The organism is Dorea acetigenes, assembly GCF_025567385.1.
Lineage (GTDB): Bacteria > Bacillota > Clostridia > Lachnospirales > Lachnospiraceae > Claveliimonas > Claveliimonas acetigenes.
Map to the genome: position 1 here is coordinate 84,347 of NZ_JAOQJU010000005.1, position 15,211 is coordinate 99,557.

Annotated in this window: 5 protein-coding genes; all 5 read right to left on the reverse strand. The window is 47.4% G+C overall.

What is annotated here, in order from left to right; translation table 11 throughout:
* Nucleotides 1-25: 25 nt before the first annotated feature.
* Nucleotides 26-3,178 (reverse strand): LamG-like jellyroll fold domain-containing protein, encoded by a 3,153-nt coding sequence (locus tag OCV99_RS06855; RefSeq protein ID WP_158369362.1) that lies wholly within the window; start codon nucleotides 3,176-3,178, stop codon nucleotides 26-28.
* A gap of 96 nt (nucleotides 3,179-3,274) precedes the next feature.
* Nucleotides 3,275-5,635: a family 43 glycosylhydrolase gene (locus OCV99_RS06860; RefSeq protein WP_227192183.1), complete on the reverse strand. Its 2,361-nt coding sequence runs from the start codon at nucleotides 5,633-5,635 to the stop codon at nucleotides 3,275-3,277.
* Nucleotides 5,636-5,748: 113 nt separating this feature from the next.
* Nucleotides 5,749-9,084 carry an immunoglobulin-like domain-containing protein gene (locus OCV99_RS06865; protein ID WP_158369364.1) on the reverse strand — a complete coding sequence of 1,112 codons (3,336 nt, stop codon included), beginning with the start codon at nucleotides 9,082-9,084 and terminating at the stop codon, nucleotides 5,749-5,751.
* Nucleotides 9,085-9,151: 67 nt separating this feature from the next.
* Complete coding sequence (locus tag OCV99_RS06870) at nucleotides 9,152-14,455, reverse strand: family 43 glycosylhydrolase (protein ID WP_158369365.1); 5,304 nt, start codon at nucleotides 14,453-14,455, stop codon at nucleotides 9,152-9,154.
* Nucleotides 14,456-14,668: 213 nt separating this feature from the next.
* A partial coding sequence (locus OCV99_RS06875) for an S-layer homology domain-containing protein (protein ID WP_262575088.1) occupies nucleotides 14,669-15,211 on the reverse strand: 543 nt, incomplete at its 5' end.

Sequence of the window (15,211 nt, forward strand, 5' to 3'; positions counted from 1 at the left end):
TTCTCCCATTTCCTGATTCTATAGCTTACTCGCCGAATGTCTCCATGAATCTCTGGATAATAATTGCGCATTCTGCACGGCTCGTGCTTCCCTGCGGGTCAAGGCGATCGGTACCATCTCCGTTCTCTTTTCCTTCAATGATTCCGTTTCCTACTGCCCACTTCATAGCAGTTTCTGCGAATTCGCTTACCTGTTTTGCATCAGAAAAGCTGCTGAGGTCTGCTGTCTTTGATATATCGTATTTTTTATAATCCGCATAACGATACATCATAACCACCATCTGCTCACGGGTAATCGGATCGTTCGTTCCAAAGTATCCGGAATCTGTGTAACCCGTAACAACCTTCGCATCTGCCGCCCAGAGAACTGCCGTTGAATAGAACTGTTTATCCGGTACATCCGGGAATCTGTTCGTATACTCTGCAGCCGGTTCGCCTTCAATTCTGTGAAGGATGGTTGCAAACTGCGCACGTACCAGTGTTGCATATGGTGAGAAGTGCGTAGGATCTGTACCCGTCATGGTTTCTGCAAAGTAGTTGTAGTATGCTGCATCGTAGAACCAATCGCTTTCTGCTACATCCACGTATGGAAGCTTCGGAGCAACCGCTACTTCCTTAACCGTAACCTTAAAGGTCGCTGTCTTTCCTTCATATGTTACCGTTACCGTCTGCTCACCGGTCTTTGTCTTATCATAGCCGGTTACTTCGCAGTCCGTTACTGCAATATCTTTCGTTGTACCATCGCTGTATTTTGCGGTAACCTTCATTCCGTCAAGGTCAAGCTCTTCCCCTGCAGTATACTCGGTCTTCGTCGGTGCTGTTACCGTAATGGATTCCAGAGTAACAGGGGTCGCTGCTTCTTTCACTTCCACCGCCACCGTAACTTCTACTGCCGTGGAACTGTAAAGCTGCTTGTCTTCTGCCAGATAGCTGGTAGAATTATTCTTGCCAACCCACTGATTCTTATTAGCGCCAATGGACTGTACAACACCTATCACCTCATAACTTCCTGCATTTTTCAAATCCACTGCGGAAAGATCCCATACAACCGGAAGCTCGGATGTACCTCTGTTATATGCAAGGTTCACTTCCGCTGTTTCCGGAAGCATAGCTTCCAGTTCTTCCTCGGATACACCTACGGTAGTCTCTACCTTTCCGAGATTTTCTTCTACAGCTGATGTAGCGTCAGCATCTCTGAGCGCATCATACTGTGCCTTTGTAAGGGAAATCACGCCACCATGCTTCGTGTAAGTAGTAAGGAAATAATCTGAGCTATCCAGATATTCCCATCCTTCATCCGGATTAGAAGTATACATCGGCTGATACCCCGGCGTCGGCAGATCGTCCACAAACAAATAGAAGCTGTTCTCGTTGCTGTGGTCTACAAATGTTGCAGGACCTTCTACTGAACCGAATCTGCTCTGTCCGATATTCGTCTGAATCTGGGTCCATTCTGTTCCCGGCTCCCACCATCTCTCTGCCGTCGTAGACTCCATATAAAGCTGTTTGCCGCTTTGATTATCTTTTGTAATATGATAAGTCTTATCTCCTGCCTGAAGAATTGTGGTATCAATTACCGTATGTCCCGGATCAAGGAATACGCCGCCGAACTCATAGGTGTCCTGCGTAAAGTCTGTGGTGGATCCCCACATAATCTTACTGTATCCGGAATCCGTCATGGAAGACCAGTATACCACGAACGCGCCTCTGCCATCTTCGTAGAAATCATCTACCCAGGTCGCCTCCGGCGCCCACATCATACCCATGTAGGTGTCTTCCTTCTCACCTTCTGCGTTAAGCGCCACATCGTACTGGCGAACCTCACCCCAGTGGATCAAGTCCTTAGACTCCCACACATTCATCTTGGTACTGTAGTGATCCTGCCATACTCCCCATCCTCCGTTATCTCCGCCGAACACACGCAGGTCGGTAGCGATAATATAGTAAGTCTCTTTCTCCGGGTTATAGGTCAGGAACGGATCTCTGGAACCGGTAGTTCCCAGATTAGAAGCCACGATTGGCTGTCTGCCATTCAGCGGATCCCACTGCTGTGGATTATCCCCTCTGGAAATATCCAGATAAATCTTCTCCTGGTATCCTGCAGAGTCTTCCACGAAATGTACCATCAGGTATCCGTACGGATCATCCTGAGCTACTGCCGGCTGAATGGTTGCATTCACCTCTTTTCCCAATGTCTTGCCATACACGCTGATAACTGCCGTCAGCTTACCTGTCAGAGCCTCTTCTCCTTTTGCAGGCTGTGTAACCTTTGCCGTCAGTCCATTCTCTTCAATCACCACTTCCGGCATGGAAGACTTCCAGGTAACAGCGCCGTCATAATCCGGAAGCACCACCTTAGCGTCATCAAGAGTCACGTCCTGAATCGTCGCCGCAGTCTGTGCGATTACAATACCTGCATAAGCGTCCGAAACAACCTGCTGAACCTCTTCTGCTGTAAGTGCCTTATCATAGACCTTCATATTATCAATCCAGCCCTTGCAGTATTCTCCGTTACCCCAATTTGCCTTCCCAATCTGAAGAATCGGAGAACTGCCCAGAATACTGTCCAGCCCATTCGTGCTCTCCACACGTGACTTTTCAATACCGTCAATATAAATCGTTGTGTCAGACTCACTGACAACAACATCCACATGGCTCCATTCACTGTTCATCGCGGTCGACGCACAGGTAGACCGCCCGTTCAGATAACGCTCTGCCGTAATATTTCCGCCATTTACCAGCAGTCCAAAATACAATTCCCTGCCGTTGCCGCCGATTGGCTGTGTAGTTGTACTTGGCGCTGCATAGAACGGCCAGTTCGTAGCGGTTCGATCTGACTTCATCTCAAAAGATACCGTCATCTCCTTTAATCCGGCAAGCAGACTGGTTCCATCCTCTTTCGTCGCATTAAGGAACTGCGATGTTCCATCCAGATAGAGCGCCTTGCCTGCGCCTGCATAACTATCCTGCAGTGAATAACTTCCTGTTGCCTTTGCTCCTCCTCCGGTAATTTCAGACCCTGCTGTCAGATTCTCGAAATCAAAATCCAGAATCAGATGGTCGTCGATGCCTTCTGCATGTACTGCTGTCATGCCGACTCCGGCAGAACCGGAAAGACCTGCAAGCATAGCCGCAGCCGTTATACATGCCATTGCTTTTTTTAATCTAAACTTTTTCATATCCTTCTCCTTTCTTAAGTATAGATTTTCCTTTTATACTATAACACAGAATGCACCTTTTTAAGATGGTTTATTTTAATCTTTTTGTGCAATATTTTATGATACTGGAAATTTCTCCAAAAACCGCATAATAATCGTGGCACACTCTGCACGGGTGGCATTTCCCTGCGGGTCAAGCACAGTTTCACCGTATTTCCCGGTAATAATCCGATTCCCTACTGCCCACCGCATCGCTTCATCGGCAAATGCACTGACGCTGGCCGCATCGCTGAATTTGCTGAAATCTGCCTTCACGCTGGTATCATACCCCATATAATCTGCATACCGGTACATCATAACTGCCATCTGCTCACGGTTGATACGATCCCCCGGGCCGAAAAGTCCCGTATTATCGTAACCTCTTACCACCTTCGTATCTGCTGCCCAAAGAACCGCATTGGTAAACCATTCTCCATCCGGCACATCCGGAAATGCTGCTTTATATTCTACCGGAGGTGTATGGTTCATTCTGTAAAGAATCACAGCGAACTGCGCGCGTGCCAGCGGCTCGTCCGGCCCGAAATGTGTCCCGTCAAGTCCCTTCATCGTCTCAACAACATAGTTATAATAAACTGCGTCGTAATACCATGCGCCACTTGCCACATCTTCATAAGGTAATTTCACTTCCGGCTTTTCTTCCGGCTTCTCTTCTGGTTTTTCTTCTTCCTTTTCTTTCACGGTTACCACAAAGGACTGGCTCATTCCCTTGTAAGTAACCGTCACCGTCTGCTCGCCTGTCTTATTTTTATTATATCCTGCTACCGTACATTCTCCGGTAACATCTTTTGTACTCTGGTCACTGTACACTGCTGTCAATACCATCCCTTCCAGTTCCAGTTCTTCACCCCGGATATAGGCTGTCTTCGCCGGAGCTGTAAGGTTGATAGAGCGGAGCGCCGGAGAAATCGTTTCTTTGTATTTTCCCCAGATTCCAATACCACTCCTTTCTTCCGTCAATGCTTCGTACTGCGTCTTCGCCTCTTCTGACAAGCCGGTAAAGATCAGACACTCTTTCCAGTTTTCCCAATCCCACGCTGTCGCCACAGTAACCGTATACACTACACCTCCCAAATCCAGCTTCAGAGTATTGTCTCCTGTCTGAATCCAGGTTCCCTCATACGCTCCTGTAATCCTGTGATCTTCCAATAGCTGAATCTGGCTGCTTTCCCGTTTCACAGCTTCCACCGGGTCAGTAGGAAGATCTTCGCGGAGTAATTCTATAATTTCATAAGAACCGCAAATGAATCTTGTGGGGATTTTCTGCTCCGTCTCCGTGCCTGTATAAAGCTCCGGCGAGACAACCGGCCACCCGTCTTCTGTCCAATATATTTTCCGGATATTCAGCCTTGCCCCTTCTATCGACTCCTGCCTTGCATTATGTGACAGGAAATATTCGTTCGTATCCGGATTATAAAGGAAAGCACTGTGTCCCGTGCCATACCAGCCATTATCCGATTCAAATGCATATGGGGTTGTAATCTTCGTTCCAATCTGATCTACCACATCCGCTGTATATCCTTCATTATCCATCGGCATCCCATTATAATCATAATAGGGTCCTTCCACCTTCCTGGAACGCCCGATCCGCACATTGTAAGTATCACTCAGGCTTCCGTAAGACACATTGAGATAATAGTAATCCGTATCAGGATTGTACAGGATCGTGGCGCCCTCTATACTGTTCATATACTGACTTCTGTATGCAATCCTCTTTCCCGGGATCCCATCTGCATCCTTCGGCATACAAGTCGCCGGATCCAGCTCAATCAGGTAGATTCCTCCAAAAAACGATCCATAACACATCCACATCGTACCCTCTTTGTCATAGAAGACGGTCGGATCAATGGCATTATGCTCTTTTCCATCATCCAGCCGGGATGTAACCGTATCCCCGGCATAGACGAACCCTTCCTTTGGAGAATTAGACAGCCACAGCCGGATTTGCGACTGCCTGGTTCCAAATGTTGACAGAGAGTCCCATAATGCATAAGTGTATGTATTTCCCTCAAATTCTACTGCCTGCCTCAATTTCACAATACAGGGCGCCCAGGCATTCCCGCCTCTGTCAGTCTCCTCCAGCGTCCAGTTTACCAGGTCTTTACTGGAACGTATTTCACTGGAATTTGTCACATAATAATACCAGGTCTTTTCTTCCTGATCATAATAAAACTCCGTATCATGTATCTGTCCGGTATGATTCCTGTAATCGTCATAATCGGAAAATGCCGAAGGCGCCTGCGGCCACACCGGATTCTCTCCCTCGACCTCCACATGATCTTCTAAGTTAATACTCGCAGTCTCCACCACTTCCGCTGTTTCTCCTGCCGTATCCACTGCCGCTTCCGTTGTAAATGCAGCTGCGGATACCGTCTGAACCAGCAGTGCGGCTGTTAAAATACAGCTTCTTAATCTTCTCATAACACATTCTCCCTTCCTTCTTTTAAATTTGCGATAACCGAAGCCGGTCATTCTATCCTTGATTATACCAAAACAGGCAGTGGTTCGCCACCACTGCCTGCTCAAAAAAGCACTTATTTATCAAATGTCTCCATAAATCTCTGGATAATAATCGCACATTCTGCACGGCTTGTGCTGCCCTGCGGGTCAAGTCGATAGGAATTATCCGTATTCTCTTTTCCTTCAATGATTCCATTTTCTACTGCCCACTTCATAGCAGTTTCTGCGAATCCGCTTACCTGCTCTGCATCAGAAAAGCTGCTGAGGTCTGCTGTCTTTGATATATCATAGTTCTTATAATCCGCATAGCGGTACATCATAACTACCATCTGCTCACGGGTAATCGGATCGTTCGTTCCAAAATAGCCGGAATCTGTGTACCCCGTAACAACCTTCGCATCTGCTGCCCAGAGAACTGCCGTTGAATAGAACTGTTTATCCGGTACATCCGGGAATCTGTTCGTATACGCTACAACCGGTTCGCCTTCAATTCTGTGAAGGATGGTTGCAAACTGCGCACGTACCAGCGTTGCGTATGGTGAGAAGTGCGTAGGATCTGTACCCGTCATAGTTTCTGCGTAATAGTTATAAGCCACTTCATCGTAGAACCAGTCAGTTTCTGCTACGTCTTCGTATGGAAGTTTCGGAGTGGCTGCTGCTTCTTTCACTGTAACCTTAAAGGTGTTCGTCTTTCCTTCGTATGTTACTGTTACTGTCTGCTCGCCGGTCTTTGTCTTATCATAACCGCTTATTTCGCAGTCCGTTACTGCAATATCTTCCGTTGAACCATCGCTGTATTTTGCGGTAACTTTCATTCCTGCAAGTTCAAGCTCGTCACCTACTGTATACTCCGTCTTCGTCGGAGCTGTTACGGTGATGGATTCTAATACAACAGGTTCTGCCTTCTCCTCCAGACCTATTCTTGCATCCCGCAGTTCTTCCAGTCCTTCGTCAACTGTTCTCTGCGTTGCCGCATCATTTGCCAGAATTCCCTCTGCCTTTTTCAGTGCATTCTCATATACTGTCCAGCTTTCTTCCGTATACTTATCCTTATCATCCACACTGACGGCGTTCTCTGTCTCAGCCTGAAGTGCAGTCATATCACTTGGCAAGTCTTTTTTGCCGATTTCCTGCATAATCAGATTATACTCTGCTCTCGTAACCGGAAGGATTGTCCCGTGGCGCTTTTTCAGACTGCCGAAATTCACGTCACTTGCCGGAGACCAGCTTGCCGTTGTCTGATCTGCAATATTCGTTGTACGGAATGGAAGATAGCCTTTGCCTTCGGAATACTGGTCGCACATTAATCCCCAGGTCTCCACCGGATTGCCATCCGCATCTGTCAGATAATCATCCTCATTGTATTTAAAGAACTCAGGTCCTTCCAACTTTGACCCACTGTAATTATTATTGTTGAAAATATCTTTCAGTGTTCCGATAATTTTCCATCCTTCATAAATGGAGTCGCTTTCTTCAATCGTAATCTGCCCGTCACCCGACGCACGGTAATACTTATCACCGACCTGAATCATCGTCGTGTCAATGATAGAATGCTCTCTGTCAATCCAGAGTACCGGATCTGAAAACGTCCGGAAATCACGGGTGGTTGCATAGTACATGTTCATACGGTCGCCATTTACATTGCTCTCGTCGGATGCAGTCGCCCAGTATACAACATAATTGCCGGTATTGGCGTCATACATTGCTTCCGGCGCCCATGCGCAGCCCGCTCCCGGTATGTTGCCTGCCACATCTACCAGACGCGGCTCGGACCAGTCTACCAGATTATCCGATTCCCATACTACCAGATTCGTACTTCCCTGGGTCGTTGCATTTGCTCTTCCCCAGCCTCCCCGGTAATAGATACTCAGGTCAGTTGCAATCAGCCAGAACCGGTCACCCTCTGCCGAACGGATCAGATACGGATCACGCACGCCTTTATCACCAATCGCAGAGCTTAAAACCGGGCTTCCATTTGCAGTTAGATCCGTCCACTGCGCGCCATTTTCACTGGTAGAAAAATAAATCTGCTCATCCGTCGCGCTTCCCTCGCTTCCGGTAAAGTATGCAAAGAGATACTCCGTTGTCTTAGGCCTCTGTGTCGGAGCCGCCTTTACCGTAAGCGTAATTTCTTTCGTTCCGCTTTCCTTTCCGCAGGTCACAGTAGCAGTCATCGTAACCTTCACATTCTTCTCCTGTCTGGTTACAACTCCCGCAGCCATACCGTCTTTCTCCATGTCAGTAACCACTTCTGCATTCGAAGACTTCCACGCTACCGTTACATCCTTGTCCGTCCCTTCCACTTCCAGCTTCTCAGGCAGCGTTATATTACCTTGCACTTCATCCTTGTCTGCAATGTCCAGCGCTTTCAGCGCATCAGCCACTACATCAGCATCATCCATATTCTTACGTACAGCGACAGCAAAGCTCTTCGTGTCTGTTACCTTTCCCATGGTAAATGTTCCTGTAAAGGTTACCGTCACATCCGCATCATCGGCGCGCTTTACCTTCACAGTATAGCCATCCGTGCCAATCACTGCATTTTCACTGGCTGTGGCCGTCCATGTGATCTCTGATCCGTTCTGTCCCTTAGCCGGAAGGGTGAAATCTTCCGTCACTGTCTCCGGAATTGTCAACGCTTCTTTATCAGCTACAACCGCTGCCTTTGCCACATCCTCATCGACAAGCTGTTCATCCGCCAGCGCCCCGTCATAAATCCTGAAATTATCAATCCAGCCTTTGTAGCTCTCTCCATTGCCCCAGTTTGCCCTTCCAATATAGAGAATGCTATTATCTTTCAGAATATCCGTAAGCTGTGCATTGCTGTTCTCCACGGATTCTTTCTTTAAACCATTCACATAAACCGTAGTAACATTTTCATCATACACAATATCCACATGCGCCCAGTCCGTTCCCGTGGAAGCCGTAAATCCAACGGTACGCCCGTTGTTGTAACGCTCTACCTTGGTATTCCCTCCGTTTGCAAATGCTCCGATATAATATTCTTTCCCATTTGTCTGCGTCTTGGTATCCGGTGCCGCATAGAATACCCAGCTTGTACTTGTTCTGTCCGGCTTTGCATCATAAGAGATGGTAATCGCTTTCTTTCCGGTCAGAAGACTTCCGCCGTCTGCATCAGTAACAGTAAGATAATTAGATGCGTTTCCGTCAAGATACAGCGCTTGTCCATTCTCTGCGTCCTTGCTGTCCTTAAGTTCATAGGTTCCCTTTACTTCAGCCTTGGCGTTACCGCCCCCGGTCACATGTGCCGCATCGTCAAAGGTAAAATCAGCAAGCAGTGCTACACTGGTTTCTTCCTGTGCCTTTGCTGTTGCCGGAATCATGGTTCCCACCATCGCTGCGCCAAGTGCAAGGGATATCCATCTCTTCCATAATAATTTTCTTTTCAATTCTCTTCCTCCTTTTTTTAGAACCGGCGGCAGAAAAACTGCCGCCGGTAAATTTCAAAAGCTTTCCTTATTCTCCGAATGTCTCCATGAATCTCTGAATAATAATCGAGCATTCTGCACGGCTTGTGCCTCCCTGTGGGTCAAGACGATAAGAACCATCTTCATTTTCTTTTCCTTCAATGATTCCATTTTCTACTGCCCACTTCATGGCAGTTTCTGCGAATTCGCTTACCCGTCCTGCATCGGAAAAGCTGCTGAGGTCTGCTGTCTTTGAAATATCATATTTCTTATAATCCGCATAACGATACATCATAACTACCATCTGCTCACGGGTAATCGGATCGTTCGTTCCAAAGTATCCGGAATCTGTATATCCGGTAACAACCTTCGCATCAGCCGCCCAGAGAACTGCCGTTGAATAGAACTGTCCATCCGGTACATCCGGGAATCTGTTCGTATACGCTGCAGCCGGTTTTCCTTCAATTCTGTGAAGGATGGTTGCAAACTGCGCACGTGGCAGGATTTCATATGGTGAGAAATGCGTAGGATCTGTACCCGTCATGGTTTCTGCAAAGTAGTTGTAGTATGCTGCATCGTAGAACCAATCGCTTTCTGCTACATCTACGTATGGAAGCTTCGGAGCAACCGCTTCTTCTTTCACCGTAACCTTAAAGGTCGCCGTCTTTCCTTCGTATGTTACCGTTACTGTCTGCTCTCCGGTCTTAGCCTTATCATAGCCGCTTACTTCGTAGCCTTCTGTGATTTCTTTTTCTGTATCATCAGAATACTTCGCAACTACCTTCATTCCTGCAAGGTTCAGCTCTTCTCCTACCGTGTACTCCGCCTTCGTCGGTGCTGTTACTGTAATAGATTCTAATACAACAGGTTCTGCTTTCTCTTCCAACGCATTCTTCGCATCTTTCAAAGCTTCTGCTGCGTCATCAATTTCCTGCTGCGTTGCTTCCTCATCTGCCAAAACAGCTTCTGCTTTCTTCAGTGCTTCCTGGTACGCTTCCCATGTCTCTTCTGTGTATTTCTCTTTCTGGTCTTCTCCAGGAGCGCTGTCAATTTCTTCCTCAAGCACATCCTTTGTTATATTCACCAGAACCTCCGGTACGCCCTGAAGCGTCGGTTCTGCCTGCATATAACCATCTTCACCGAATGTAACTTCATCAATACAGGTCTCTCTGTGGTAGCCAAGACCGGATGTATAGATGCCAAGCGGTGTGTAGAATCTATGGTATGCGATGAAATAGCGGTCTTTGCCATATGCATCCTTTATATGCAGCATAGACTGGTGCGCTGTTCCAAGAAGCCCATTTGCCTCATCCTTGGAAAGCAGTGTTTTCACATATGTAATATTTCCGTCAATGGTATCGGATACACCATAATTTACATGGTAATTCGGGCTTCCCGTATCATCGCAGGACCATGTCCAGTGATACTTGCCATTTGCCTTGATTACTACAACAGATTCACGGAAATCTCTCAGTCCGTTCAACTGTTTTAAGCTGCCGTCTTTGATGCTCATCATATCATCATTCAGCTCTGCAATTGCTGCACTGCCGTTACCAAATGTAATATAAGAGGTTCCATCATCGTCTGTAAAGACAGAAGGATCAATTGCCTGTCCCATACTTACACCTGCGTTCCTGCACATGGAAACGGTCAGCAGCGCTTCTCCCTTATCTACATATGGTCCCGCCGGATTGTCTGCAACAGCTACGCCGATTGCTGACTGTCCATTTGAGAACTTGCCGCAATAATAGAAATAATATTTTCCGTTCTTTTCTTCAATAGATGGCGCCCATGCGCTTCCTACTGCCCAGGTGGATGCTGCAATCTGCACGCCCTTGTCGTTGGTGCCCGGATTGTCATTTGCCAAATCCAGGATAACGCCTTCATCCGTCCAGTTCACCATATCCTCGGAAGAGAATGCATGGAACACGGTTCCGCTCCATCCGGAATAACCGTCGGTCGTCGGGAAGATCCAGAACTTACCGTCAAAGTAGTCAATATCCGGGTCTGCATACTGTCCCGGAAGTACCGGGTTGTTGGAGGATACTGCCGCCTTGATGGTCCAGGTTTCTTCTCTGCCCGCTGTGTTCTTAACCTTTACTTCCACATCCTTAGACAGATTCATCTCGCTGCCATTGGTAAATGCCTTGCCATCCACAGTAATCTCAGAAACTCCGTTCAATTCCAAAGTTACCGGAAGCTTTGTAACATCAGCCGCTTTTCTTACATATGGAGTCAGTACATTCTTCTCAGTATCTACCATTGTAATAATTGCTGTATGATCATCTGTTCCCTGATAATCGGCCGCCTCGTCCTTTGTCGGCGCCGTTCCTACAACTGCTCCGTCTACCATCGGAAGTGTACTTACGAAGTCACTTGCCTCTTCCTCCACTTCCTCTCCGGTCAGCGCATAGTTGCGAATTGTCATATTGTCAATCAGGCCTTTGAAATATTCTCCGCTTCCCCAATTTGCTTTACCAATCTGAAGAATACTGGAATTGCCGAGAATAGCATCAACCCCATAACTGCTTGCTACTTCTGATTCTAAAGTTCCATTGATATAGACAGAAGTCTTGCCGGATGTCAGCACAACATCAACTCTTGTCCATTTATTAGCAGCAACAGAAGCTGACGGATTGGCCGGACGGCTTCCATTTTGGTTATAACGCTCCACTGTAAGAGAGCCATCTTTCATCAGCAGACCGACGTAATGCTCAGACACTCCGTACTGCTGCGCATTTCCGTTAGGCGCTGCATAGAACGGCCAGTTCGTGCTTGTATTCTCTACCTTTACTTCAAAGGAAACGGTAAGTTCTTTTGCTCCTGTCAGAAGGCTCTTGCCATTCTGATCCGTCACATTCAGGAACTGGCTTCCATTCAGGTACAATGCCTTGCCATTTTCTTCATTCCAGCTATCCTGCAGAGTATGATTTCCCTCTGCCTTTGCATCCTCGCTGGTAAAGCCTGTCTCTTCATCGTCAAAATCAAACTGCGCCAGAACTTTCTTCTCTGTCGGTTCCGGATCTGGATCCGGATCAGGATCTGTTGCTTCACCGTATGCTTCCAGAAGCCGCTCCTGCTCCGCTTTAGAAAGCCGCATTACCGTACCATGGCGGAAACGGTCCTTTCCGAAATTCGCAGTTACTTCCGTAGTAAACTTACCGGAAGACAGATCGTCTGTCACGAACGCCTTATATCCGCCGTTATCGCCCATTGCACACCATCTTCCGTCCGGAAGCTTGTATACCGTAAAACCTTCTCTTCTGTCAAAGCCTGCTGCACTGGAGCCGGAACGCTTCACGATACGGGTCCAGTCGCCATTAACGCTTGCATTTTCATTCACTCTTACATCCAGCAGATCCTCGGAAAGGGTATCGCTTACGTCGATAACCGTATTCCAATCTGATGTAGAGAAACGGTAAAACTTGCCGTTGTCTTCCACAATCGTGGAGTCAATAATATTTACTTCACTGCCGGAATCCCGGTCTTCACTTAACCACACCTTCGGCTCTGTGAAGTTTACAAAGTCTCTGGTTCTGCATACATACACTCTTAATGCATTCTCCTCTGTTCCTTCCTTGCTGTTATCTCTGGAGGACCAGTATACCAGGTAATCCCCTGTACTCTCGTCATAGATTGCCTCTGGCGCCCACACGCATCCTGCATTGTCGAATCCTGCATACACCAATCTTGGCTCACTCCAGGTCACCAGGTCGTCAGATTCCCATACCACCAGGTTCTGGCTGGCGCTCGACTGGTTCCAGCCGCTTCCGCCTGCTCCGCCGCCTTCTGCATGAAGGTCAGTTCCGAGGATCCAGTACTTGTCGCCCTCTGCGGAACGAATCACATGTGGGTCGCGCACGCCAAGGTCGCTTCCTTCTGCATCATTGGTAAGTATTGGCTGTGCTGTACCGCTTGCATCCTTATTCAGCTTCTCCCAGGTAAGCCCATCCTCGCTGTATCCGAAGAAGATCTTCTCATAACCTCTCTCGGTTCCGAAATGTGTCCACAGATAGCCTGCCGTATAATTATCATCCAGATTCTTCGGCGCTGCCACCACATTCAGAACGATTTCCTCTGGCACCATCGTCTTGACGCCGCCGCAACTAAGAGTCGCAGACATGGTAACCTTTGTATCCGTCTCCTGTCTGGTAACGACGCCCGCCGCCTTGCCATCCTGATCCTTATCGGTAACAACAGCCGTATTGGAAGACTTCCACTCTACGGTTGCTACTTTATCTGTCCCTTCCACTTCAATAGTTGTAGGAAGGGTTACATTACCCTTTACCGCATCTTTGCCCACAATATCAAGCTTATCCCTCGCCGCCGCTATAACTTCCGCATCCGACAGCTCTTTCTTTACTACAACATTAATGGTTTTTGTATCCGATATACCTGCCATTGTAATCGTAGCTGTAAATTGGACAGTAACCTCAGCTTCTTCTGACCTTGTAACCGTTACCGAATATCCATCCTCACCAATCTTTGCACCGGCATTCTCTGCAACCGTCCATGTAATATTACAACCATTGCTTCCGGTTGACGGAAGTGTAAAGTCATCGTCCACTTTCTCCGGAAGTGTCAGTGCCTCCTTATCTGCCGCAACAGCCGCAGCAGCTCTCTCTGAATCCACAAGATCATCATCCGTCAGTGCACCGTCATAAACCTTAAAATTATCAATCCAACCCTGATAGCCTTCCCCGGAAGCGGTCCAGTTGGCTCTTCCGATATAAAAGATTCCCTCGTCGCCCAGGATGTCCGTCAGAGCCACATTGCTGTTCTCCACGGATTGCTTCTTCTCTCCATTTACATAGATAGACGTAACACCTTCAGCGTATACAATATCCACATGCGACCAGTCCGTTCCCGTAGGAGTCGTAAAGGAAACAGTACGCCCGTTGTTGTAACGCTCTACCTTCGTATTTCCTCCGTTCGCAAATGCTCCGATATAATATTCTTTCCCATTTGTCTGCTGCCCGTTATCAGGCGCTGCATAGAATACCCAGTTTGTTCCTGTTCTGTCCGGCTTCGCATCATAAGAGATAGTAATTTCATCCTTGCCTGCCAGAAGGCTTCCGCCGTCTGCATTGGTAAGTTCGAGATAATTTGACGTTGTTCCGTTCAAATACAAAGCCTTCCCACTTGCTGCATCTTTACTGTCCCGAAGTTCATAACTGCCATGGACAGTTGCTTTTGCACTGCCGCCTGTAAGCACATGAGCTTCATCGTCGAACGTAAAGTCTGCCAAAAGCGGTGCATCCGCCGCTTCAACCGCTGCCGGAAGAAAAGGACTAACCATCGCTGCGCTGAGTGCAAGTGCGAGTCCTCTTTTCCACATTCTCGTCTTTTTCATTCGTCTTCCTCCCTTACACAAAAAAATTATCACTTTATTATAACAGTTTCTTAAAACTATCCATATGTAATATTTTTGGTTTTTTGGTACTTTTTTTGGTAATCGTTACGATTCACAATCGAATACTTTTGACATTTTTTAACACAACAAAGAAAGGTGTAACCCATTCACATGGGTTACACCTTCTTCTAATTTTGTCGTTTCTCTCTTTGCTTACTCGCCGAATGTCTCCATAAACCTCTGAATAATAATCGCACATTCTGCACGGCTTGTGCTGCCCTGCGGGTCAAGACGATAAGAACCATCTGTATTCTTTTTCCCTTCAATGATTCCATTTTCTACTGCCCACTTCATAGCAGTTTCTGCGAATCCGCTTACCTGTCCTGCATCGGAAAAGCTGCTGAGATCTGCCGTCTTTGAGATATCGTATTTCTTATAATCCGCATAACGGTACATCATAACTACCATCTGCTCACGGGTAATCGGATCGTTCGTTCCAAAGTATCCGGAATCTGTATAACCCGTAACAATCTTCGCATCTGCCGCCCAGAGAACTGCTGTCGAATAGAACTGTTTATCCGGTACATCCGGGAATCTGTTCGTATACTCTGCATCCGGCTTTCCTTCCATTCTGTGAAGGATGGTTGCAAACTGTGCACGTACCAGCGTTGCGTATGGTGAGAAATGCGTAGGATCTGTACCCGTCATGGTTTCTGCAAAGTAGTTGTAGTATGCCGCATCGTAGAACCAGTCGCT

Excerpts from the sequence above, each read along its gene's own strand:
- OCV99_RS06870 (WP_158369365.1), bottom strand. The coding sequence starts at position 14,455 with ATGAAAAAGACGAGAATGTGGAAAAGAGGACTCGCACTTGCACTCAGC.
- OCV99_RS06855 (WP_158369362.1), bottom strand. The coding sequence starts at position 3,178 with ATGAAAAAGTTTAGATTAAAAAAAGCAATGGCATGTATAACGGCTGCG.
- OCV99_RS06860 (WP_227192183.1), bottom strand. The coding sequence starts at position 5,635 with ATGAGAAGATTAAGAAGCTGTATTTTAACAGCCGCACTGCTGGTTCAG.